Source organism: Vallitalea maricola, assembly GCF_036985595.1.
Taxonomy (GTDB): domain Bacteria; phylum Bacillota; class Clostridia; order Lachnospirales; family Vallitaleaceae; genus Vallitalea; species Vallitalea maricola.
The window spans coordinates 25,516-48,821 of sequence record NZ_BTPU01000008.1 but is presented as its reverse complement, the minus strand read 5'-3'; the positions used below and the strand labels follow the sequence as shown (position 1 = coordinate 48,821).

The window sequence follows — 23,306 nt, the reverse complement described above, 5'->3', positions numbered from 1 at the left end:
GGAAAACAATGATATACTATTCATAGATAAAAATGTAATATGGAAATATGTTGGTGAGGATACATATGAAGCTAGTCGTAATTTAGTACATGCTGGTTATGGTGCTAGAAGTGTAGAGGCAGCAAAAAAATTAAATGAATCCTCATCAGCTACAGCTCTAGGTCATGCTGTACAAAATAGATCATTGGAATTAACAGTAGAAGAATTACAATTTATATACAGCATGGACCCACATGGAGCCAAAGAATATGTAACAGGTATACCAGGTTATACACAAAAAGAGAAACAACATAAAAAAGAACTTAGGGAAGAATTATATAAGATACTTACAGGAGAAGAAATTCAGTATTATAAGCATAAATGGTCAAACTGGGAGAAAACAGATAACTCCAAAGGTGACATATGGGGAACTGTTAAAAGCAATGCTGATTTTGCGCTGGAAGTTAATGATGGAATACCTGATGATCTACTCAGCGTAGTTAAACCTATTACATATACTGCTGTTGCATTTTATGGTTTAAACACCTTAGGAGTATTTTTAGAAGGAGTATCCATATATGGCTTCAGGATGGCATCAGGTTTAGCAGCTAATGGTATGTTAGGAAAAATGGTAGCTGATTATAATAGTACTTTAGGTGCTACAGATGCAGATGAACAATTTATTATTAATGCTTTGAATTCTACGGATAAGGATGAGGAGTTATTAGTGGGGACGAGTGAAGCTAAAGGTGTCTTTGGAAATAATACTGTAGGTGCTGCTGAAAAATATACTCCTAGTAATATTAAAATGGCAAAAGATAGATATTTAAAACAAAAAGGAATTGATGCTCATGCACTTAAACAAGATTTTGTTGGAAAGAAAAATATTGCACATTACGATCTATATATTGATAAAGATAGTGGCATGCTGTGGATTTATCGAAAAGGTGGTATAGGTGAGCCAATTCCAACTTATGAATTTATTAAATAGAATGAGAGGTAATAGAATGAGTACTAGTATAAATATAGAGTTTGTAATATCAGGTGAAGTATTTGATCTTAATACCATTACCTATAAATTAGAACTTCAACCAACAGAACAGTGGCTCAAAGGTGACAATATTTATAACAGAAATATAACTAGGAAAGATACTTGTTGGACATATAGTTTAGGTGAAGTAGAATCGTTAGATGTAAATGATGAATTATCTAAGATAATTGAAATTTTATTAATGAAAAAACACACTTTACATGAAATAAAGAGGATATTTGACGTTGATTATTTATTTCTTATTACCGTTAAGATTGAAGATGAAGTTAAACCGATTATATCCATTAAATCACAAGCCATTGAACTAATGAACTATATTGGTGCAGAATTTGACATTGATATGTATATCTACTAGATTATTAATTAAATTTAATATTATTTTATAATGAAGAAGAAAAGGTTAGTTTATACTTTTGAGTGAATGATACTAAATGTTAAAGAGCTTTCATTAGGACTGGTACAGTGGAATGATAGAGGGAATGTTAAAATATTAGCTAAAGTTTATATCCAAAAAAGGGTGCTAGATAGAATGATACAACAAGCCATAGCACAGAAATAAGTAAAATCTATGAACTGACATTTTCAATTAGTAGTATGGATTTCGTCCTAAGAAAAGTGCCAAGATGGCAATGTTACAGGCAAAGAAATACATTAACGAAGAAAACAAGTGGGTTGTAGATATGGACTTAGAAAAATTATTTGATAAAGTAAATAATGACATACTGATGAATCGCTTATCTAGAAAAGTAAAAGATAAAAGAGTATTAAAACTAATAAGAAAATATCTACAAAGTAGAATAATGATACAAGGAATAAAAGTATTAAATGATAAAGGAACACCACAAGGTGGTCCACTTAGTCCACTGTTATCAAATATAATGCTGGATGAAGTAGATAAAGAACTAGAAAAACGAGGACATAAATTTTGCCGTTACGCCAATGACTGTAATATATACGTCAAAAGCAAGAAGGCAGGAGAAAGAGTTATGAAAAGTATGATAAGATTACTTGAAGGAAAACTGAAATTAAAAGTTAACCAAGAAAAGAGCAAAGTAGACCTAGTAACAAAGAGTAAATTTCTCGGATTTTCATTCTACTTTAGTAGGAATGAAGTACAAATAAGAATACACGAGAAATCCTATAAAATATTCAAAGAGAAACTTAGGAAAGTGGCCAACAGGAATTGGGGAATTAGTATGGAGTTTAGATTAAAGAAATTAAATGAAATAATAATGATGGATTAACTACTTCAAAATAGCTAAATGTAGAAATAGAATAAAAGATATTGAGAGCTGGATAAGACGAAGAATAAGAGCATGCATTTGGAAACAATGGAAGAAAGTCAAGACTAGCCATAGGAAATTAATAAAAATAGGGATTAACAAACAAAAGTCGTGGGAATATGCAAACACAAGAAAAGGCTATCTGCGAATAGCCAAAAGTCCAATTTTGTCAAGAACGTTAACGAATGCTTACCTAGAAGAACTAGGGTATAAAAGTTTAGTAAAGCGTTATCAGTTAATACATTAATTCTTAATGAACCGCCGTATACCGAACGGTACGTACGGTGATGTGAGAGGATGGTAGATAAAATAATTATCTACCTCCTACTCGATAGTTTCCTAATGATATCAGAAAGATAATGTATACGACCAATGTTATTGAAAGCTTAAATACACAATATAGAAAAGTAACTAAAACCAAAAACATATTTCCGGTGCTACTGATGCAGATGAACAGTTCATTATTAATGCTTTGAATTCTACGGATAAGGATGAGGAGTTTTTAGTCGGAACTAAAAATATAATTTCTGAAGCAGATAGAGCAAAAATTGATAGATGGAATTTTACTCCAAATGATGATTTATACTTAAAGTATAAAGATGTATATGATAATCCTAAATATTTTAATCAAAGTACGGGTAATCCTATATACCCAGGGACTAATGGTGATGTAAATATTGAAGGATTTACTAATGGCAAATATAGTATAGATACATTAAGACCTAATACAATTATTGATAGATATGGAAGCAATGGAAACGGTAAATATTTTTCACCAGATGGAATTAGCTTTGAAAGTAGAGCTTTACCACCATTTATGAAAGGACAACCATATACAAGATATAAAGTAACTAGACTTTTAGTGTTAAATCAGGTGAAATAGCACCTTGGTTTGATCAAGCAGGAAAAGGGACTCAATATCTTACTGAAATGGGTGTAAAATGAATTAATAAAAAATGGATTTTTAAAAATTATGGAGTAAAGAGGAGGATATATGTTACAAAAAATACTAAAATATTTAAATAAAAAAAGTAAAGACTATAATTACTGCTGTGATATTTTAGGCAATTACATTTATAATATTCAATCAGATGTTATTACAAAATTAAAAAAAGTGAATGATAAATATGTTTTAATGACAAGTGAAAGAGGAAAAGATACAATAAAATTGATGTTCAACGACCAAGATGAAGCATTGCTTATGACTCTTTTACTTCTTGAAAAAAACAGATATTCTAATAAGAGAAGTGTATTATCATGTAATGATATTAATGATGTTATGGTTATTATGGAACATGCAAAAAATATCTTTAAATTTGCTTCACCAGAATTAAGTGTTAGCAAAGATAATAATTTTTCTGTTGTAAATATTGATACTAATTATCTAGTTATATTTAAAGCTGACAACAAAAAATTCATAGTATTTAACACTGAATCAGATGAATTATGGGCATATCAAGTAGCATTTAATTATAGCCTAGAACTTGATAATTACTACTCCATTAATAAGGAATTAATGGAGAATCATATAATAACAGATGAATTAGGAAAAGAATATTTATATAAATTCCTAGAACTTAGTAAATTCGAAATTCTAAGCTAAAAAAATTCCCCTATATGATAACTAGATTAATATTAATTACTGTATATCATATATGGTTTTTAACTTACAGATAAAAATGTAATATGGAAATATGTTGGTGAGGATACATATGAAGCCAGTCGTAATTTAGTACATGGCGGTTATGGTGCCAGAAGTGAGGCAGTAAAAAAATTAAATGAATCCCCATCAGCTACAGCTCTAGGTCATGCTGTACAAAATAGATCATTGGAATTAACAGTAGAAGAATTACAATTTCTATGCAGCATGGATCCACATGGAGCCAAAGAATATGTAACAGGTATACCAGGTTATACACAAAAAGAGAAGCAACATAAAAAAGAACTTAGGGAAGAATTATATAAGTTACTTACAGGAGAAGAAATTCAGTATTATAAGCTCTTTGGTTTTTTACCAGTTTTTGTATATTGGTACTAGTTTACTTATAGTATCATTTGAATGCTTGTTAGGGGTTTTCAAAGTGTTTTCAATAAATAGAGTTATGACGGTAATGGAAATTCTTCTTATTTTGATTATCTATATAACCTTTATGACAGTATATTCTATTAGCTATATTAAGAAGGTTAATCAAAGTAATCCTAAAAAAAATAAAAGTGGTTTGACCTTCATATTTGTAGCCCCTCTTATGGGTATACTTGTAGGAAGAAGTTTAAAAGATAAAATATCCAATGACCAGGCTTTTCTAATTCTTGGTTTTATATCACTGATATTATCTATATTAATGGGAATGGGTATAAAATATATTATTAATTATTATTACATAAATAAATACCAAATTGAAATGATAACAGAAGATAGTAAACTATCTTAGCTAATTAGATGAGTGCATGCACGAATTTTTAAATATGCAAAATTCATATATGCACTTATTTTATGTGTTCAGTTATAGATTTAAATATGAAATAAAGTAATATGATAATCTTTTTACACTTAATATTTAGTTGAGAAATATCTTAGATTATCAATTTTATCATTGGCATATCACAATCTTCTAGCAAAAATGTTACAAAATACGACAATTTTCTATTGGTGCAATTTCACAAGAAATAGTATAATTTTTTAGCTATTTTTACTTTGAAATGCATTTTATCCCATAAAACGTGTCGTTCGTCAGGATTTGTTGAAAAAAAATTAATTATTCTATATCATATTACTTGTAAGAAAACATAATAAAAAACAAATCAATATATTGATAAGTAAAGTATTGCAAAGGGAGGAAAAAAATGGTCCGACCTAGAAGAAGAATTAATTATTCACATGTTATGAATCAAGTAAGAAAAATAAGACAATTGTCAAGTGATTTAAGTAATGAGTCAAGAGATTTGAATAATATCATTAATGATATAGTGTACATATGGAAAGGTGAAGCATCCAGAGAATTTATTGGTCAAGGTGAGATGCTGGAAGGAGACATAAAGTCTACATCCAGAAAAATGTCTGATATAGCGACAAGAATATCTGATGTTGCATATGACATAAAAAGAGAGGATGATAGAAGACTTGAAGCATATTACGATTGGTTAGATAGACAATCGGACTATTATGATTAAAATCAAAGAAATAATAAGGAATTACTTATAATTAAAAGGAGGTTTTATATTATGTCAAAATCAATTGATGTAACACCAGAAGTCTTAGAAAAACAATCAGGACAAGTAACTCAAAAGGTGGATGAATATAAAAGATTATATGAAAAATTAATAACAGAAGTAAATAATTTAAGTTCTCAATGGAAAGGTGAAGGTAATACAGCTTATGCTAACCAAATTACTAACTTCAAACCTGAATTTATGAAATTAGAAAAAGTTCTCAGAAATTATTCAGAATTTTTAATGAAAGCAGCCAATGTGTATAGAAAAACAGAGGAAAATATTATAAGTAATGCAGGTAGATTAGCTAGATAATAATCAATAGATAAATCTATTATAGAAAGGAAGGATATATATGGCACAATTTACAGTTACTACACAGATGTTAGAAGATACATCTTCTACTATAAAAAGTATTAATACTCAATTTAATGGAATCATGGAGGATATAACTACTCTAATGACAAACCTACAAGCTAACTGGAGAAGTGATGCAGCAGAACAATTTATTAATAAATTTTTAGGTTTAAAAAATGATTTTCAAAATTACTCACAAGTTATAACTTCATATTCAACATTCTTAACAAATGCTGCTACTGATTATGCTTCAGCAGAAACTGCAATTGATACAGCAACAGGAGATTTATTCTCATAAAATGTTTATAAGGACTGCCTATTTATAATTTAGCTTTTAATATATCCATATATTATATCTTTACACCCTTACCCGTTTATCCAGCTAAATTATAGGACTAATTGGCAGTCCTCTATTTTGCTTTTTTATAAAAGGAGATTTCTATACGAAAAGAGTCTTAATATTAGACTTTACTAGGAACATTTTCTAACACATAGAATAGTTTTTAAGGTGGTGGCATGGTTGCAAATAACAGCTCAACTACAACACATGAGCATTCTAGCAGAAAAAATTAATGATATACAGAGAAAGATTAAGTTAATAGCTTATGACTACGAAACAACTAAAAATAATCTAGATGGAGAAATCAAAGATAGAGGTAATATCAATAATTTGATGAGGGAAGTAGATGAAAATCTTAGTAGAATAATTTTGACTACTAAGAATTATGAGGAGTTACTTGTATATTCATGTGACGAGTATAGAAAATCTGAAGAAAAGATTAACAAGTTGTATCAAATGTATCAACAGAATGAATCCCAAAATAAGCATAGAAAAGTATATTCATTAGTAGAAAAACATAAAGATACAATCAATAATATTAACCTAAACATTATAAAAACTGTAGAACCATGCCCGTTACCAAATAAAGAACAAATTACAATGTCGAGAGTGACTAAAGGGGTCATTGAAGAGGGAAAAAATATTTATATAAGAACATGGAAAAAATAAGATATGAATTATAGGTGATGGCTTTTGGGTAATATGTCAATAGAAACCAGGAATTTTGGTAAAAATGAACACACCTTGAGGAGATGCTCGTATAATGTATCAGAAATTGAAGACTCATTTCGTTCCCTTAAATATTCTCTGGATAGTGATGTAAAATATAGAGATGGTATAGGTAGCGAGATGCTGTACATTCAAAAAGATCTAGATAAAATTGCTAGAAATTTATATGAATTGAGTGATTTTGTTAAGAATACAAAAAATAGGTATGAACAAACAGAAAGAGAATTAGAATGTCTTGTATGTAATCTTAATAATATGACTCAACATAATAAAATAGAAAATGATAACAACAATGATAATCCTATTTTAAAAGGATTTAATTTCTTATCTAAAATAGGGCTCTTTGGAATCTTTGGAGGGCTTTTTACTACTATTAAAAATCTAAGTGACTTTTTCTCTAGTAAAAAGGTTATTAATAATACTGACAACTATAAATATATAAGTTATAATAAATTTGATTGTGAAAAGACAGCCCAATTCCTTGATTTTGATGGATTAGTATTAGAGAAAAATATTTATCAAGGTAAAGTAGCCGAAGAGATTAAATCAAAAGACATTATAGGCTTGAAAAAATCACTAGAAAATATTCTAAAGAATTATAAAGGTTTTGAAGTAGATCTAACAGACCATAATGGTAATTATAATTCGAATATAGATGAAGATTTGGATGAAGCAGTTTACAAATTTTTACTTGGATTTGAAGAATACCATAGAGGGAATAATTTAATCTTTACTTACGAAGCTTTACCAAAGGAATATAAACTGAAGACTTTGTTACATTGGGTTAATATGACCGAAAATGACTATAGTACCTTTGAATTTGTTGCTAATCTATTACCTGAAGAATACTATGAAAACATTCCTCCTATTCCACTTAAAGATGATGAGCTTGGTATAATAACTAATGAAAATAAATACGAAAGTTCAGCTGCCTATGAACACTATGCTAAATACTATTATCCATTAGATGCCTTGAATGAAATTAATCATTGGAATTTTCCAGAAGAAGTAAAAAGAAATAACTTTTATACTTGGGCTAGACTTACATATGGTTCTAGTGCTAAAGAACAGGGACAAGAATTTCGAGTGGGATTGTTTTGGGGAATATCTGTAGCACCATTAAAAACAGTTGTAGATACTATTGAAGGAATATATAGTATTATTAAAGATCCAGCTCAACTCAAGGTCTTTGCAGCATTTATGGCAAAAGCTATAGTATATGAAGAATATCGAGATGCATTAAAAATAATGATAACTCAGGCTATAGAAGAATGGAAGAATACATACAATGAAGCGGAACCTTTTGATAAAGGATGTATGATAGGTAGTTTGATAGGGGAAGTCCTATGTGCAGCAATTGAAGGTGGAGAAACTGCCGCAAGTATAGTAAAATTCGTTAAAAGTGGTGGATTCAAAAAAGCCATAAAAGGAGTAATGCAGACAACAAAGCGAATTAATAAAATAATAGCTGCTAAGTTAGATGAATTACCAGACCTTATTAGAAGCATTACTAGAACAAAAGAGTATTTTGAAGTAGTGACACCAGAAGGAATTATATATAAAATAGACATTGATGATTTGCCTGATGACAAAATTAAAGAACTTAATAATATGGTTGAGATTACGGAAAAAACTTCTAGTAAACTACTTAAACTAACTAAATGTGACATTGATGACCTTAGTTCTTATCTCAAAAAAATTGATGATTATAAAGGCACTAATTATGCGGAGGAATTTTTATCAACTGGTAAATGGCCTGATGAAATTCAAATTCCAAAAGATCCAAAGGTTTTAAAAGCAGATGGAAGTATTGATTGGGCTCAGGTACCAGAAGGAGGATATGTACTTAATGACGCAGGTAAGGCAATAAAAAATGATTATATACCATCAAAAGGTGAGATAATAGATAGGTATGGACCTAGTAATGGTAGATATACATCTCCTGTGATAGATGGAAAACCTTATAATTATGACCAGCGTTCATTACCATATATTGAAGATTCTTCAAAATATCATCAATATAAGGTAGAAGGTGACTTTAATAATATTAAAAAATATTATGATGAGTGTACAGACCAAAGACTTAAAACTAAAATTGATGCATATATGAAAAAATATAAATTAACATTTGATAAGTTAAAAGTACAAAAAGGTAATATTGCAAGAGGATTTGGTTCTACAGGAGGAGGTATCCAATACGAATTACCTTTACCAGTTGACATGTTAATTGAGCTAAAAATATTATTTGAAATAAAGTAGGTGATTAATAATGGATAATATCCAAGCCATGAAAATTATTGAGGATGAAGAATTGAAAAATTACAATTGGTTTAATGATCATGAAGTTAGTCCAAATGAGATATGTATCAGAAAAGTGAATGACCATTGGAGCGTATTCACTTCTGATGAAAGATGTAGTAAAATCTCAGAAGAATTGTATCAAAATAAGAGTAAAGCATTAGAAGATTTTATTGAAAGATTAAAAGCAGATAAAATATTAAGAACTCTTTAATTATACCATTTTTTAATTCAGTAAGTATGTAGATTAAAAAGGTAAAAGTATAGGAATTATAAAAAGCTAATCAACTTAGGTGGGTATAATAAATTACTTTTATGAATTAGTACTAATACAACATAATCCAGCAACTCAAAGTTATTGAAATATAAGAACTCCAATTACTAAAAAATAACAGTGATTGGAGTTCTTATATTAACAATATTATTATCAAATATAAACCAAAATAATTGATTTAATGCATTTCATCCCATAAAAAATGCATTTCGTCAGGATTTGTTGAAAAAATTATAAAGAATATATACTATAAGAGTAAATACTCATAAAATATATTAATTACAATTTAACTATATTTAATTATATGCAATTAATAAAAATTAGGAGGAATAAATTATGTCTAGTATAACAAAGCGTGTTGAAGACATAGATGAAAAAGTTATCGAACTAAAGCCTATGTCTCCCAAAATGAGTTATTCTGATGACGAGAAATTGACTGTACGTAATACTAATAATTGGACTATAGATAACATTAATAATGAAATTCATAAACTAAGCCAAGAAATTCTACAATTAGAAGATGATTTATACGTGACAAAAAAAATAGTAGAACAGACAGTAACAGCATATAAAGAAATTATAACTTCAAAGAATATAGTTAATAGTAATGATAAAAAGCAATCAGATAATATCATTAATGAGTATGAGAACAAATTAAATGAATTAAATAGAAATCTAAACGAAAGCTTTATAACCATATGGGAGATCTATCAAGAAATATATTCATAATTAAATTTTAATACGTTATATAAATCAATATTGGTTATTAAGATGTAGCAATAATTAAAAATATTTGATAAAATGGAGGAAAAGAGTATGAATAATATAAGTGTGAATATGGAAGGATTAGGAGATAAAATATCTAATATCCAAAATATCTCTAATAGAGTTAGTGGTGTTGGCAATAAGTTAGCAACTATAAGAAGCGGTTTGGATAGTGACGTTAAATATAGGCAGAATATAGATGGAAAACTTCGTAATCTATGTAGGGAGATCAATAATCTAGAGAAAAGTATAAACAGAACATCAGAATTTATCAATCAAGCTATAACAGCATATGCAGATGTTGAAAAAAAACTTATGGATAGCTTTAATGAGATAAATGAAGAACCAAAAGCTGATATAATTGATTTAACAGATAAGATTGAAGAATATTATCTAAGCTTAAGTAGTAAAATTGCTGATATCTTCGGGGTAATTCAATCTACTATAAAATCTAGTATAGCGCATTTAATAGACTTTTTTGATAAAGATAGTGATGAAGTCATAACTAATAAACAGCCAAAACAAGAAGACGCCTTGATTTCCATGCCAAAATTTGAAGGTATTCTAACTTATGATAATAACAAATATAATGAATATGTAAAGCTTATGCAGCAAAGGTTAAATGAATTAGGTTATAGAGACTCAAGGGGGAATCCATTAGCTATAGATGGTTATTTTGGAGATAGAACGTTAGAAGCAATAACTAAATTCAAAGAAAATAATAAGTTATGGAATTTTGGTGAATATGAAGGAAAAGTTGGAGAAACAACATGGGAATACTTATTTGTAAAAGCAGAACCCATAGTAATTAATAAACCAGAAGAAGAAAAAGTACAAGAAAAAGTACAAGATAAACCTAAGGTTGAAAACAGTACAAGAAAATATAATAATCCTAGTTATGATGAAATTGTAAACTATATAGAACAGTACTGTGATGAAATAGGACTGCCAAAAGATATTGGGCTTGCAATAGCATGGACAGAAAGTAGAATGACTCAATATGAAGGAGATAACTTAGCTAATTCAAATGAAAATAAGAATAAAAATGGTCAAGTGACATCTACTGACTGGGGAATAATGCAGCTTAATGATAAATCTTGGAGTGATAAATATGATTTTGAACATATTAGAAATGATTGGGAATACAATGTAAGATGTGGTCTAGATGTTGCTCTCAATAGATATAATGAAGCAATAAGACGTAATGAATCCAATATTCCAAGAGCAACATATTCGGGATATAATACATGGAGCAATATTGACAGATATAGGACAGAAAAAGACCAAAGGGATATTAATTTTTATACGTATTATAAATCAAAACCTTGGGAAACTATGATTACTAACGAACAACCCAAGATAGATAATAATCATGATAATCAACAAGAAACTAAGATTAACACTAACTCTAATTATAATATGGTTGATACTACTTCATGGAATGCAGTAAAACCGTTATATACTTATGATTCAGGACCAAGAACACCTGAAGCATATAATAAATTGATAGATCAATTCAATGTAGAATCTAATCCAAGATATGTACCTAGAGGTGGTGCTACATATTGTAATATTTATGCTTGGGATATCTCTATAGCAATGGGTGTAGAATTACCTAGATTTGTAGAGATAAATCAAAAAGGGAATTTAGAAGATGCTACAGGAAAAGCTATAGGACGTAATTTGAAGAAAGGATATATCTTATATCAGGATGCAAAGAATGCTACAGCTACAGAGCTAAATGCTAATAGATTAGCTATTTGGTTAGATGCTCAAGGAGAAAATTATGGATGGAAAGAGATAACGCCTGAAGAAGCTCAAAAAAGAGCTAATGAGGGATATATGACTATTTCATGTATTGATGAATCGCCTAGTATAGGGCACGTTCAAGTTGTTCGTCCTACACCTGACGGTAGTGATTATAATTCTGAAAAAGGAGTTTATCTAGCTCAAGCAGGGGGAAGTTCCTCAATAAGCAATGGTCTTTATTTTAAAGATAAATATAAGAGTGAGAAATATTATAATAGGTATAAATTTTATACCCATGATTAGATTTTTGAAAGGAGAATAAAATGAAAAAGCAATATGTTGGGCTTATTAGTTGCATAGTTTTGGTTGTGATAATTGGAGCTATAGTGTATTTTTCAACAGAAAATAAAGGAGTAAATGGTACAGGGATAGAAGATTCTGGTATATCTTTAGAGCAAAACAAGACTAATAACAATGATGATAAGAAGAATGAAGAAGAATCAGCTGATGAAAAGGCTGATTATAGCAAAATATTAATAGGTATGTGGCATGCCAGTAATCAATTAGGAGATGGATATACTGACATGTACACATTCAATGAAGATGGTACTTTTAAATTTCAGTATAGTCAATATGACAGAGATAGAGAAATTATAGATTATTCGGGTAAATGGGTTGTATTAGGTGATAAATTTCTTACTCTAACAATAGATACAAAACACATTTTAGATACAGAAGTACCATCTGATGGAACAGGTAATCAACAAGAAAATAGAAAAATCAAGGAAATTGTATTAGACACCCCAGAAGAACTAAATTATTCTTTAGATGGTTTAGAAGAGACAGAAGAATCTAGATTTCCTTTAACTATTAAAATTAATGGTAACAGTTATTGGAAATTAAGCGCACAACAATATAGTGACAATATAAATACAGCTGAAATAGAAAAGTTTACTAAGGAAAAAATTAATGAATTCAATGAAGCAGCTTCAAAGGCAGAAAAGACACCTACACATGAAAATATCATTAAAGCTCATATAATAGGTAAAGTTTTTGATAACCTTGATATAGAAGAATCTGATAGAAAATGGGTAGATGACAAAAGACAATTTCTAAAAGACAACATAAGCAGTTTTTCTGTGATTTATTCAGGGGTTTCATCGGATAATATTCAGTTCATAGCTATAGTTCAACCACAAATGTCAAACAGCTTCGATTTCACTGATTTAGTTAATGAAATAACTGGCACTAAAAATGAAATGGATATATTAAGTAATATCATGACAATAGAACCTGATGGCTTCTATGCAATTGATTTATACGCAGAAGATTTATTAGGAACTAAGGATATTATAAAAATTGATAACTTGGAATTGAAATTCGATAATGATTATGAAGCATTTATAAATAAGGACAAAAGAGAAATTAATAATTACTTAGATGAGTATGATAGAAAGATGAAAACGGATTTATCATTGAAAAATAAGTCATGGAATTTATTTATATTCAACAATAAGTATTTGGATCCAGATGAAATAAATCTCCAAGTAAATGGAGAATTAGTTAAGTTAACAAAATAATAATAAATATTATAAAAAAGGTAGAATCATAAAATTATAATTCTACCTTCTTTATTAATCATCGCCAAAAGAATCACTATCATAAGAAATGTCATCATCAAATGATTAAAAAAATATTATGAAAAGGATTTTAATACGCCTTACCCCAATAAACCATTTTTTTAGCTGGTTTACCACAGCAAATACACACATCTGAAATTTCTTCCTGCTCAAATGGGATACATCTGGATGTAGCACCTGTTTCTTCCTTAATCTTTTCTTCACAGGCAGTATCTCCGCACCACATTGCTTTTACAAAACCTGGATTATTGTTCATTATATCTGATAATTCATCCATAGTTGTTGCAGTGTAGGTATGTTTATCTCTATGGATTCTTGCTTTTTCAAGCATACTTTTTTGAACATCTTCTAAAAGCTCAGTTACTTTAGTTTCAAGCTCATCAAGGGATACAAAATATTTCTCTCTAGTATCTCTTCTTACAATTACAGCCTGATTTTTCTCTATGTCCTTAGGACCTAATTCAACTCTTAGAGGAATACCTTTCATTTCATGTTCACTGAATTTCCATCCAGGACTCTTATCAGAATCATCAATCTTAACTCTAGCAAACTTGCTAAGTGCTTCCTTCACTTCATTAGCTTTATCAAGTACTCCTTCTTTTTTCTGCATTATAGGTATGATAATAACTTGTGTTGGAGCAATCATTGGTGGGAGAACTAATCCGTTATCATCACCATGAACCATTATTATACCACCTAATAATCTTGTGGATACTCCCCAAGATGTTTGATGAACATGAGATAACTTGTTATCCTTATCTGTATAAGTAATATCAAAAGCTTTTGCAAATCCATCTCCAAAATTATGAGATGTACCAGATTGAAGAGCTTTTCCATCATGCATTAAACTTTCAATAGTATAAGTTGCTTTTGCTCCCGCAAACTTCTCTTTATCTGTTTTTTGCCCTTTTATCATTGGTATAGCAAGAACATCTTCACAGAATTTTGCATATAGATTAAGGATATTAATTGTCTCTTCCATTGCCTCATCAGCTGTAGCATGAGCTGTATGACCTTCCTGCCATAAGAATTCTAATGAACGTAGGAATGGTCTTGTAGTCTTTTCCCATCTAACTACAGAACACCATTGATTGTATAGCTTAGGTAAATCCCTATAGGATTGAATTTCATTAGAATAATGCTCACAGAATAATGTTTCTGAAGTTGGTCTTACACATAATCTTTCAGTTAATTTTTCTGTTCCTCCATGTGTAACCCAAGCTACTTCTGGAGCAAAACCTTCTACATGATCCTTTTCTTTTTCAAGTAAACTTTCTGGTATGAACATTGGCATATAAACATTCTCATGTCCAGTTGCCTTGAATCTGTCATCTAATTGTCTTTGAAGTAATTCCCATATGGCATAACCATAAGGCTTTATAACCATACATCCTCTAACACTTGAATAATCAACTAGCTCAGCTTTTTTAACTACATCAGTATACCATTTAGCAAAATCTTCATCCATTGATGTAATTGCTTCTACAAACTTATCTTTCTTAGCCATAGTTTCACTCTCCTTCTATATCTATATATTAAAAAAACTCCATCCCGAAAGGGACGAAGTTGTATTCGTGGTACCACCCTAGTTAATAATCAAAAAATATAATTATTATCTCGTGACCTTATAACGGAAGGCAACCGCTGCATTTTCATACAGAATTCCAAGATAGGTTCAATATTGGTCTCATAGAAGTTTCACAGCTATAACTCCCTCTCTGAAATGATACATCAATATTTACTAGTTCTCTTCAACATCAAATATCGGTAATTAAGTTTTATTACTATTTATTATATGATTCTAATGTAGAATATCATTTTTGTCAAGGTGTGTTATTATTCCTTAATAACATCTTTAACCTTTTTAATCAAATAATATATTAAAACTATAATCCACACAGTTACGAAAGGTATAAAAGCTGATAATAAAATGCTGCTGACACTAAATTCAATACTACCAATAAAATCAATATCAATAAAATTAATACTTGAACAATATCCTAGAGTTCCCATAAAAAGACCTAGTGAAACTGAATATATGATAGCATTTCTTATTAACTTTTCTTTATCCATTTTGTACACAATATAGGCAACAATCAAAACAAAAATGATGATTGCTAAGTATCTGATATACATATTGTTTTCAAAAGTTAAATCAATATTAATATATTTACTCAAAGCTTCTTGAAGCTTATCGTTAAATTCCATTGTAAGACCTATCATATAAAAGAAACTATAAGCAATCATATTAGGCAACATAAGTATGATTGCAATAATTATCAATATACCATGCTTACTATAGTTACCAAATCCCAAAATAAGACCTGTTAATATGATAACAATTCCTATTAATCCCATTATTCTATAAGTATTCTTAAAAGCGTTGATTCCACCATTTTTAGAATCACTTTTATAATTAAGCTTTATAAAAAGCTGAAGCAGTAAACTTAAAATAAAAGTAGTTAATAGATTACTAAAAGTAGCAAAATTAATTGGTATACCTTCTACTAGATCTCCCTTAGTAATTAAGGAAATAAAAAATTGTAACAAAGCAAATATGAAGGAACTTATTACATAAACAATAATATTAGATGAATTCATATTTCCTTTTCTATCAATTTGCTTATTAGCTAACCAAAAAGCTATAACAGGTATAAAAATAAAAATTAAAATTCCGAATTTAATAGTACCTACAGTGTTAAATAATGAAAAGTTGAATATCATTACAGTTATTCTTACTATACTAGTTGCTGTAGCTCCTTTGTCGCCACCTAAATTCCCTGACATAAGATTATTGAAATCTTCAAAAAAGGAGATATTAAAAATTATTGATATTAATAAAGATAACCCTAAAGTAATTAAAAAAGCTATTAATGCAGACCTGACTCCATCAAGCAATACACTATCTGATTTATTATTATTCATATTTTCCACCTCTCATTATGATAAAACTTATTTTATATTGAACTTAAACATCTATACGCCCCACTTGAATAAGCTCAATATATTTTCTTTTATTTTATAAGTTGAATGACTAAATAATTGCTGGTTCTATAGCAATTATTTAATTCAACTAATATAGATACAATTTTACTTTATCATAAATGTGAAGTCAATATATACAGGTATATTTATTTAGTAGCGTTATTCTTATTCCTAATGCAAATTATATTGTAATATCCTTACTGTCTATGTCCTTGATAGAAATATATACTATAAAAATACCAATTAAGCAGAATATTATAGGTATAACAATAATAGATGATAATGTAAATCCATTACTAGAAGAATTTAAAATACAAGCTACAATAAAAGAACTTAATATAGTAATAGGTACTGATTTTTTTCGCATACCAAAATATAAAGGGATTAGACCTATCATTGAATTACCTAGAGCACTAGTAAATGTTGATATCAGATGAGAAAAAACAATAGTCATGTTAATATCTTCTAAAACTGTATTTGTTAGTGCCTGTACCAAGTAAAAACTCCAGAACAACATTATGTTAGATATAATTGTAAAAATGAAAGTAAACCCTGCTATAATACATATTTTAGAAATTATAATTTTCTTTCTACTGATTGGATAACTAAATAACTGTAAAATGGTTTTGGACTTATATTCCTCTATAATAAATTTTGATATAAGAAATCCTGCAAATATCAAATAAGTAACATTAACAAAAGTTGTTAAAAATGAAATAAGACCATCATAATCAGTAAAAGCCATATCATTTTCTGCACGACCAGTAAAGTATATTAAGCATAGAAAACCTAGAATACAAATATTACAGATTAATGTAGCAAATACATTTTTTCTAATATAAAATTTCTTGAATTCCAATTTTATCAGATTACTCATTTATCATACCTCCATTTATAATATCTAAGAAATATTCTTCGAGAGAACTTTGCTGTTTGTTTATAGAATCAATTGCTATATCATGGAGAATAAGTGATTTGGTAATCTCATTTTGAGTCTTATGGGTATCATATATTCTTATAGTTCTATTATCCAATACCTTAAAATTAGATATATTGATTCTATTATCAAGAACAAATGCCGCCTTATCACAATCTGAGGTTATTATTTCTATATATTCTGTATTATTTTTTCTAATAGTTTCCATGGATACTTCTCTTTTCAACATACCATTTTTAATAACACCTATAGTATCTGCAATATGTTCTATCTCACTTAATATGTGGCTGGATATCAATATGGAAATACCATATTCCCTGGATAGCATAATAAATAAGTCTCTCATTTCTTTTATACCTATTGGATCTAGTCCATTGATTGGTTCATCTAATATTAGAAATTCAGGTTTAGTTATGATAGCTCTAGCTATCGCTAATCTCTGTTTCATACCTAGTGAGAAGTTCTTTACATTCTTTTCATCTATATTGATTAGATTTACAAGTGAAAGTGCTTCGTCAATAGCCACTTTATTATAAAATCCCATATAATCACAATGTAATTCCAAATTTTCTCTTGCTGTAAGTCGGTCATAGAATACAGGTGTTTCAATTATGGTACCCATTCTTTTTAAAACTTCATAGGATTTTATTGTAAGTTTATCACCAAAAATCTCTATTTCACCACTTGTTGGTTTTATCAGATTAGTCACTAATTTCATTACAGTAGTTTTGCCGGCACCGTTAGGTCCTAAGAATCCATATATCTCACCTTTTTTAATATTCATACTTACATTAGAGACAACTTCAACACCATCAAATACTTTAGTTAAATTATTGGTTTTTAATATGTACGTCATCGATATTCTCCTTCCGTTATTACTTCTATGAGAAAAAGTATATAGAATAAAGCTTTCGTTTTACTTAAGCAATCCTTACAAATTTCTTAAGTTGTATCCAAGACAATTAGAAAGAATATCATTAATATAATTGGTTAACGATTTGCTTGAATTTTAATGTAAATATTGTTTTATCATTAGGTTTACTGTAAAGGAAAATCTCACCACCCAATTTCTCAACAAGTCTTTTGGTTATAGTAAGACCTAAACCGCTACCTTGAAAAGATTTGTTTCTAGAGTCTTCAAGGGTATATAATCTTTCAAAAACTCTATCTTTATGTAATTCACTAATACCTTTACCTTTGTCCCAAATTTCAACATAGACAAATTCTAGATCCGTTCTTAGGTTGAACCCAATAATATTACCATCAGCACCATATTTAATTCCATTAGATATTAAATTATTCAATATCCTATCCAAAGCTTCTCCGTTTCCAAGAATATAAATATTATCATCTGGAATATTTATATCAACATCAATCCCTTTGTTACTTAATATATCATAATAGGACAATATATTTTTCCTGCAAACCTCATTGAGATTTATTTTTTTAAGAGGTATTTTTTTATCTCCAGATTCAAGTTTAGCTAAATCAAAAAATTTATTAATAAGAGTTATTAGTTCTAGTGTTTTTTCCTGCATTTTTAAAAGTAATTGCTTTCTTTCTTCGTTATCCAAAGAAGAATCTACTTGTAATGTTTCTATATATCCTAATATAACAGTAAGAGGAGTTTTCAAATCATGTGAAATGTTAGAAAGCATTTTTTTCATTGAATTTTCCATTTTCATATGTTTAGCAGTTGATAATTGATTATAAGTCAATAAATTATTGATTTCTATCAAAATTGGTATAAGGTACTTATCATCTGTGAAGACCAATAGTTTTTCGTTGGTTTTATTGGAAATTATATCATTTATTTGTTTATGCATATATTTAAGATTCTGGTTTCGTTTTCTTATAGAATAAAGCTGTAAAAAAATTATTAATATCAGAACTAGAATAACTATCAGCAATATTATAATCATTTAAAACTCTCCTAACTTATAGCCTATACCCCATATGGTTTTAATTAATTTGGGTTTTGAAGGAGTATCTTCTATTTTCTCCCGTAGTCTTCTTATATGTACATTAATAACATTATCATCGCCATAATATTCATCTTCCCAGATAATAGAATATATTTGTGCTTTAGTAAAAACTCTCTTTGGATTGGTTACAAATAATTTCAGAATACTGAATTCTTTTGAAGTCAGATTTAATTTGGTAGAGTCTTTTGTTACTGAAAAATTATCTAAATCAATAGATAGATTATTAATGATAATTGTATTGTTTTTCTCTTTATTCAAAGTAGAAGAATACTTGGTTGCACGTCTTATAAGGGCTTTTATTCTAGCTGATAGTTCAATCATGGAAAAAGGCTTGGAAATATAATCATCCGCACCAAAACCTAGTCCTAATGCTTTATCAACATCTGTATCTTTTGCGGACATAATTAAAATAGGGATAAGATTATTTTCTCTGACTATTTTTATGAATTCCATTCCATCAAGTTTTGGAAGCATTAAATCAAGGAGGATCAAATCAAAATCATTTTTTATGAATATATTTATACCTTCTTCTCCATCAAAAGCTGTTGTTACCTCAAAGCCTTCCTTGGTAAGATAATTCCTTACCATATCACTAATTGATATATCATCTTCTACTAGTAGTATTTTACTAACCATATTTATTACCTCGTTTATTGTTATTATTATTATTTATATTTTAAACCAATGTACTGGGTAAGTAAATGGTTTTGGTTAGTAAGTTAGAAAATTTAGAAACCATGCAGTTATAAAATATACTGCTATTAACAGAGTGGAAAGATTATATTTTGATCTAACTGTATTATAGCTATTTTACCTTTCTAGGATCTAAAGAGTACCTTAAATATAAAATATAGTAAAAAGTATAATGAAAATACTAAACAGTTTATGTATAATGGATGTAGATGATTATTTATGTAAAAAATAAAACATAAAAAAAATACTTATCGTTGATCAGCTATACTTAAGGGAGTATATACTACTATAGAGTCTTTGATATTCCAAATAATCTAATAAAAAAATAGGAGGTTTAATTATGGATATTCATGAAACAAAATTAAAAGTAAGATATGTTGAAACAGACCAGATGGGGGTTGTACATCATTCAAAATATTACCCTTGGTTCGAGATGGCAAGAGGGGAATATATAACTAAAATAGGAATGACTTATGGAGGAATGGAAGAAGAAGGTATCATGATGCCTGTATTAGAATCATGGTGTAAATATATAGATGGCGCCAAATATGAGGATGAACTTATTATAAAGGTCTGGATAGAAGAAATGAATCCAGTCAAAATGGTTTTCAATTACCATGTGGTAAGAGAGGAAGATAATAAGATTATTGCAAAGGGTAGTACCAAGCATACTTTTGTAGATAAGAACTTCAAGATAGTCAACATAAAAAAGGTCAAGCCTGAAATGTGGGAGAAATTAGAAAAGATTTATTAAGTTGGATATATTTTGGAAATAAATCTAATAAATATTTTTGTTACTATAAGGTTAATCCACAAAAAGTAAATTAGTGTGGAATAATGATTGTATTAACAAAAGAGAGTTAGGTATTTCCAATGAAGAAGAATAAATTATATCTGATACTCATTATTATCTTAGTAATAATAGGATATCTCCTAATAAACTATCCAACAACAGTAGGTTTGGCTGATAACTGTGATTTTTATAGAGTTATACAGCCGGAAGGTTTATCTAGTGATGAAGCTAACAAATTCTTTTACACTCAACAAGATTTTGTATACGTGAGAGAATTCAATAATCTATTAAAACATATTAGGTTTATAATCAATCCAAATATTAAGAATATAAGTGGGTATGAATCTACACATACGTTGCTAATTAAATGTGCTCAACTAATTAATGGATTCGTCAAATATTATAAATATGGAAAAATCATAGATTTTGATATAAGGGCTTTATCTATACTGTATTTAGTAATATTCAGTTTAGCTATAGTTTTATTTGTGGTAAGTTTTCCTGTAAAAAATATAATCTCAAAAAGTATCCTTTTCCTGCTCACTATATTTATCTATTTTGATAAAGGGTATTTGGTATATTTTAATTCATTTTACGGGGAGCCTTTAATACTTGTGTCTATATTATTATATATTGGGAGCTTACTGCTGATTATTTATAATAATGAAGATAGAATTCTATTATTTATTGTTAATCTTATTTCAGGTTGTATCTTTATAGGTGCTAAAGTAGCTAATATACCTCTAGGTCTTATAATGATTATTTTATCTGGGTTCCTATTCTATTATAAAAAAGATAATAAAATCAGATTAGTCATAATTATAGGTAGTTTGTGCATGTTAATCACTTCAATCTATTATTATGTGTCTGTGCCTAAGTGGATGTGTGATGTAAATAGATACCATTCGCTTTTTTATGGTGTTCTAAAGGACTCAGGAGAACCAGAGGAAGACTTGAAATATCTTGGCATAGATGAAAAATATCTATGCTTGCAAGGTACCAATGGATATATGGATCACAAGGGTTATGATATGTATAGCGAAGATTTCAAAGAAGAAGTATATGAAAAAGCAACTCCACTAAAAATAACCGTTTATTACCTAGCTCACTTAAATAGATTATTGGAAAAAATTAAAATATCTGCTGCTTCAAGTGCTGTATTAAGACCACCGTACTTAGGTAATTATACTAAGAAGGATGAGGCACTGAAATTTGATGAACGTTTCAATTTATGGGAACGAATAAGAAAGCTAACCTATTATTTTGTTCTCTGGATAATAATTCTTATATTCTTGAGTTTTATAATAACAAGTCTAGCTGCATTAATAAAATGTAAGAAAACAATTGATATAAGCCAGTTTAGTCTTTTGTTGCTATTTAGAATGATTATATTAATATTTACAGGCAGCCAGTTCATTCTACCTGTTATAGGTAATGGCGAAGCTGACCTTATTAAGCATATGTTTTTATTCAATGTATTATTGGATATGATGATAATATTGATTTTCATGGACTTATGTAAACTAATAGAAATAGGGGAATTCAAAATAGCTATTGGAATTATTAGTACTCTGGTATGCATCATAGTATTAATAATCTCAATAAATAGCAGTTATAAAAACAATATTATTGTTTTTGGAAAATATAAAGATGATGATATTGTCTGGGAGGTTCTTGAAGAAACAGATGAATACTACTTTGTAGCTTCTAAGGATATAATTGATTGTAGATATTTTGATGTAGATAACTCTAACCTATGGATAGATTCTGATATTAGAAAATGGCTTAATAAAGAAACTGATAATGGATTTTTATCAGGGTTCACTAATGAACAAAAAGATAAAATCATAGAATTACCTTTAAAAACAATTCTATCACCAGATAAAAAATCATTGATACAGACAGGAGAACAACCACACTATTGGTACTGTATACCAGGTTACGTAATCCAAAATGCTGACATAGCCTATGGAAATGTAAATAGGGAAAAGGTATTCATGTTAAGTGTGGAAGATTTTGACAAGTATGTAATAAATAAAAGGAAAGGTAACAGTTACTGGCTTAGAACACCATATACTAATCCTAGATTTGTTAGAGTAGTTGGTCAAGATGGATTTGTATATCATAAAGAGGCTGTAATAACTGATATAGGGGTTGTGCCTTGTATGTATATACAAAAATGAATAGTTTTGTTATAATATGTAGCAATATAAAAATATTGATAATTGATATATTAAA

At 28.7% G+C, this 23,306-nt stretch carries 24 protein-coding genes, 3 pseudogenes and 1 other annotated feature; of the genes and pseudogenes, 21 read left to right on the top strand and 6 right to left on the bottom strand.

Annotated features, from left to right (window positions below):
• From AACQ14_RS03055 to AACQ14_RS02970, 19 genes and pseudogenes are all read left to right on the top strand, one after another.
• On the top strand, positions 1–970 hold a 970-nt coding region (locus AACQ14_RS03055; RefSeq protein ID WP_339362090.1), incomplete at its 5' end, for a polymorphic toxin type 33 domain-containing protein.
• 16 nt (positions 971–986) lie between these two features.
• Entirely contained in the window at positions 987–1,385 is a 399-nt protein-coding gene (locus tag AACQ14_RS03050; RefSeq protein WP_339362089.1) for a DUF4279 domain-containing protein, read from the top strand.
• 66 nt (positions 1,386–1,451) lie between these two features.
• Positions 1,452–1,589, top strand: coding sequence for a DUF6530 family protein (locus tag AACQ14_RS03045; protein WP_339362088.1), 138 nt, complete (start codon positions 1,452–1,454; stop codon positions 1,587–1,589).
• A gap of 46 nt (positions 1,590–1,635) precedes the next feature.
• Positions 1,636–2,274, top strand: a pseudogene (locus AACQ14_RS03040) (reverse transcriptase domain-containing protein); the annotation flags it as partial.
• Complete coding sequence (locus AACQ14_RS24710) at positions 2,270–2,560, top strand: group II intron maturase-specific domain-containing protein (protein ID WP_353514007.1); 291 nt, start codon at positions 2,270–2,272, stop codon at positions 2,558–2,560. The pseudogene AACQ14_RS03040 and the gene AACQ14_RS24710, both read left to right, overlap by 5 nt.
• Before the next feature lie 88 nt (positions 2,561–2,648).
• Positions 2,649–2,747: pseudogene (locus tag AACQ14_RS03035) on the top strand (transposase); the annotation flags it as partial.
• A gap of 38 nt (positions 2,748–2,785) precedes the next feature.
• A pseudogene (locus AACQ14_RS03030) lies at positions 2,786–3,258 on the top strand (TNT domain-containing protein).
• A gap of 49 nt (positions 3,259–3,307) precedes the next feature.
• Positions 3,308–3,916: a hypothetical protein gene (locus tag AACQ14_RS03025; RefSeq protein ID WP_339362086.1), complete on the top strand. Its 609-nt coding sequence runs from the start codon at positions 3,308–3,310 to the stop codon at positions 3,914–3,916.
• A gap of 225 nt (positions 3,917–4,141) precedes the next feature.
• Complete coding sequence (locus tag AACQ14_RS03020; RefSeq protein WP_339362085.1) at positions 4,142–4,351, top strand: hypothetical protein; 210 nt, start codon at positions 4,142–4,144, stop codon at positions 4,349–4,351.
• A 43-nt stretch (positions 4,352–4,394) separates the two neighbouring features.
• Positions 4,395–4,745 carry a hypothetical protein gene (locus AACQ14_RS03015; RefSeq protein WP_339362084.1) on the top strand — a complete coding sequence of 117 codons (351 nt, stop codon included), beginning with the start codon at positions 4,395–4,397 and terminating at the stop codon, positions 4,743–4,745.
• A gap of 412 nt (positions 4,746–5,157) precedes the next feature.
• On the top strand, positions 5,158–5,484 hold the full coding sequence (locus AACQ14_RS03010; protein WP_339362083.1) for a WXG100 family type VII secretion target: 327 nt from the start codon (positions 5,158–5,160) through the stop codon (positions 5,482–5,484).
• A 51-nt stretch (positions 5,485–5,535) separates the two neighbouring features.
• Positions 5,536–5,838, top strand: a complete 303-nt coding sequence (locus AACQ14_RS03005; RefSeq protein WP_339362082.1) for a WXG100 family type VII secretion target — start codon at positions 5,536–5,538, stop codon at positions 5,836–5,838.
• A gap of 40 nt (positions 5,839–5,878) precedes the next feature.
• Positions 5,879–6,178 (top strand): WXG100 family type VII secretion target, encoded by a 300-nt coding sequence (locus tag AACQ14_RS03000; protein WP_339362081.1) that lies wholly within the window; start codon positions 5,879–5,881, stop codon positions 6,176–6,178.
• A gap of 222 nt (positions 6,179–6,400) precedes the next feature.
• A complete protein-coding gene (locus tag AACQ14_RS02995; RefSeq protein WP_339362080.1) occupies positions 6,401–6,889 on the top strand; it encodes a hypothetical protein in 489 nt (162 codons plus the stop codon).
• A 33-nt stretch (positions 6,890–6,922) separates the two neighbouring features.
• Complete coding sequence (locus AACQ14_RS02990) at positions 6,923–9,208, top strand: TNT domain-containing protein (RefSeq protein WP_339362091.1); 2,286 nt, start codon at positions 6,923–6,925, stop codon at positions 9,206–9,208.
• Between the two features lie 10 nt (positions 9,209–9,218).
• Positions 9,219–9,461, top strand: coding sequence for a hypothetical protein (locus tag AACQ14_RS02985; RefSeq protein WP_339362079.1), 243 nt, complete (start codon positions 9,219–9,221; stop codon positions 9,459–9,461).
• A gap of 396 nt (positions 9,462–9,857) precedes the next feature.
• Entirely contained in the window at positions 9,858–10,250 is a 393-nt protein-coding gene (locus tag AACQ14_RS02980) for an immunoglobulin domain-containing family protein (RefSeq protein ID WP_339362078.1), read from the top strand.
• A gap of 87 nt (positions 10,251–10,337) precedes the next feature.
• Positions 10,338–12,338 carry a peptidoglycan-binding protein gene (locus AACQ14_RS02975; protein ID WP_339362077.1) on the top strand — a complete coding sequence of 667 codons (2,001 nt, stop codon included), beginning with the start codon at positions 10,338–10,340 and terminating at the stop codon, positions 12,336–12,338.
• A gap of 20 nt (positions 12,339–12,358) precedes the next feature.
• Positions 12,359–13,615 carry a hypothetical protein gene (locus AACQ14_RS02970; protein WP_339362076.1) on the top strand — a complete coding sequence of 419 codons (1,257 nt, stop codon included), beginning with the start codon at positions 12,359–12,361 and terminating at the stop codon, positions 13,613–13,615.
• Between the two features lie 130 nt (positions 13,616–13,745).
• Here the strand turns inward: AACQ14_RS02970 and proS are convergent, their stop codons facing one another.
• The 6 genes from proS to AACQ14_RS02940 form a co-directional block, all read right to left on the bottom strand.
• Positions 13,746–15,182 (bottom strand): proline--tRNA ligase, encoded by a 1,437-nt coding sequence (proS, locus tag AACQ14_RS02965; protein WP_339362075.1) that lies wholly within the window; start codon positions 15,180–15,182, stop codon positions 13,746–13,748.
• Positions 15,183–15,228: 46 nt separating this feature from the next.
• Positions 15,229–15,439 (bottom strand) — a binding site (T-box leader).
• Between the two features lie 72 nt (positions 15,440–15,511).
• Entirely contained in the window at positions 15,512–16,600 is a 1,089-nt protein-coding gene (locus AACQ14_RS02960) for a hypothetical protein (RefSeq protein WP_339362074.1), read from the bottom strand.
• Between the two features lie 241 nt (positions 16,601–16,841).
• Positions 16,842–17,537: an ABC transporter permease gene (locus AACQ14_RS02955; RefSeq protein ID WP_339362073.1), complete on the bottom strand. Its 696-nt coding sequence runs from the start codon at positions 17,535–17,537 to the stop codon at positions 16,842–16,844.
• Positions 17,530–18,453, bottom strand: a complete 924-nt coding sequence (locus AACQ14_RS02950) for an ABC transporter ATP-binding protein (protein WP_339362072.1) — start codon at positions 18,451–18,453, stop codon at positions 17,530–17,532. The genes AACQ14_RS02955 and AACQ14_RS02950 overlap by 8 nt, the downstream gene beginning before the upstream one ends.
• A gap of 121 nt (positions 18,454–18,574) precedes the next feature.
• A complete protein-coding gene (locus AACQ14_RS02945) occupies positions 18,575–19,519 on the bottom strand; it encodes a sensor histidine kinase (RefSeq protein WP_339362071.1) in 945 nt (314 codons plus the stop codon).
• On the bottom strand, positions 19,520–20,218 hold the full coding sequence (locus AACQ14_RS02940; protein WP_339362070.1) for a response regulator transcription factor: 699 nt from the start codon (positions 20,216–20,218) through the stop codon (positions 19,520–19,522).
• Between the two features lie 397 nt (positions 20,219–20,615).
• On the opposite strand from AACQ14_RS02940, the gene AACQ14_RS02935 reads away from it, so the two are divergent.
• Together AACQ14_RS02935 and wsfD are read left to right on the top strand one after the other, a co-directional pair.
• Entirely contained in the window at positions 20,616–21,029 is a 414-nt protein-coding gene (locus tag AACQ14_RS02935) for an acyl-CoA thioesterase (protein ID WP_339362069.1), read from the top strand.
• Positions 21,030–21,148: 119 nt separating this feature from the next.
• Entirely contained in the window at positions 21,149–23,251 is a 2,103-nt protein-coding gene (wsfD, locus tag AACQ14_RS02930; RefSeq protein ID WP_339362068.1) for a glycan biosynthesis hexose transferase WsfD, read from the top strand.
• Positions 23,252–23,306: the final 55 nt, after the last annotated feature.

What these genes read in the sequence shown, in the direction of transcription:
- AACQ14_RS03050 (WP_339362089.1), top strand. Translation starts at nt 987, where the DNA reads ATGAGTACTAGTATAAATATAGAGTTTGTAATATCAGGTGAAGTATTT.
- AACQ14_RS03045 (WP_339362088.1), top strand. Translation starts at nt 1,452, where the DNA reads ATGATACTAAATGTTAAAGAGCTTTCATTAGGACTGGTACAGTGGAAT.
- AACQ14_RS03025 (WP_339362086.1), top strand. Translation starts at nt 3,308, where the DNA reads ATGTTACAAAAAATACTAAAATATTTAAATAAAAAAAGTAAAGACTAT.
- AACQ14_RS03010 (WP_339362083.1), top strand. Translation starts at nt 5,158, where the DNA reads ATGGTCCGACCTAGAAGAAGAATTAATTATTCACATGTTATGAATCAA.
- AACQ14_RS03005 (WP_339362082.1), top strand. Translation starts at nt 5,536, where the DNA reads ATGTCAAAATCAATTGATGTAACACCAGAAGTCTTAGAAAAACAATCA.
- AACQ14_RS03000 (WP_339362081.1), top strand. Translation starts at nt 5,879, where the DNA reads ATGGCACAATTTACAGTTACTACACAGATGTTAGAAGATACATCTTCT.
- AACQ14_RS02990 (WP_339362091.1), top strand. Translation starts at nt 6,923, where the DNA reads ATGTCAATAGAAACCAGGAATTTTGGTAAAAATGAACACACCTTGAGG.
- AACQ14_RS02985 (WP_339362079.1), top strand. Translation starts at nt 9,219, where the DNA reads ATGGATAATATCCAAGCCATGAAAATTATTGAGGATGAAGAATTGAAA.
- AACQ14_RS02980 (WP_339362078.1), top strand. Translation starts at nt 9,858, where the DNA reads ATGTCTAGTATAACAAAGCGTGTTGAAGACATAGATGAAAAAGTTATC.
- AACQ14_RS02975 (WP_339362077.1), top strand. Translation starts at nt 10,338, where the DNA reads ATGAATAATATAAGTGTGAATATGGAAGGATTAGGAGATAAAATATCT.
- AACQ14_RS02970 (WP_339362076.1), top strand. Translation starts at nt 12,359, where the DNA reads ATGAAAAAGCAATATGTTGGGCTTATTAGTTGCATAGTTTTGGTTGTG.
- proS (WP_339362075.1), bottom strand. Translation starts at nt 15,182, where the DNA reads ATGGCTAAGAAAGATAAGTTTGTAGAAGCAATTACATCAATGGATGAA.
- AACQ14_RS02960 (WP_339362074.1), bottom strand. Translation starts at nt 16,600, where the DNA reads ATGAATAATAATAAATCAGATAGTGTATTGCTTGATGGAGTCAGGTCT.
- AACQ14_RS02955 (WP_339362073.1), bottom strand. Translation starts at nt 17,537, where the DNA reads ATGAGTAATCTGATAAAATTGGAATTCAAGAAATTTTATATTAGAAAA.
- AACQ14_RS02950 (WP_339362072.1), bottom strand. Translation starts at nt 18,453, where the DNA reads ATGACGTACATATTAAAAACCAATAATTTAACTAAAGTATTTGATGGT.
- AACQ14_RS02945 (WP_339362071.1), bottom strand. Translation starts at nt 19,519, where the DNA reads ATGATTATAATATTGCTGATAGTTATTCTAGTTCTGATATTAATAATT.
- AACQ14_RS02940 (WP_339362070.1), bottom strand. Translation starts at nt 20,218, where the DNA reads ATGGTTAGTAAAATACTACTAGTAGAAGATGATATATCAATTAGTGAT.
- AACQ14_RS02935 (WP_339362069.1), top strand. Translation starts at nt 20,616, where the DNA reads ATGGATATTCATGAAACAAAATTAAAAGTAAGATATGTTGAAACAGAC.
- wsfD (WP_339362068.1), top strand. Translation starts at nt 21,149, where the DNA reads ATGAAGAAGAATAAATTATATCTGATACTCATTATTATCTTAGTAATA.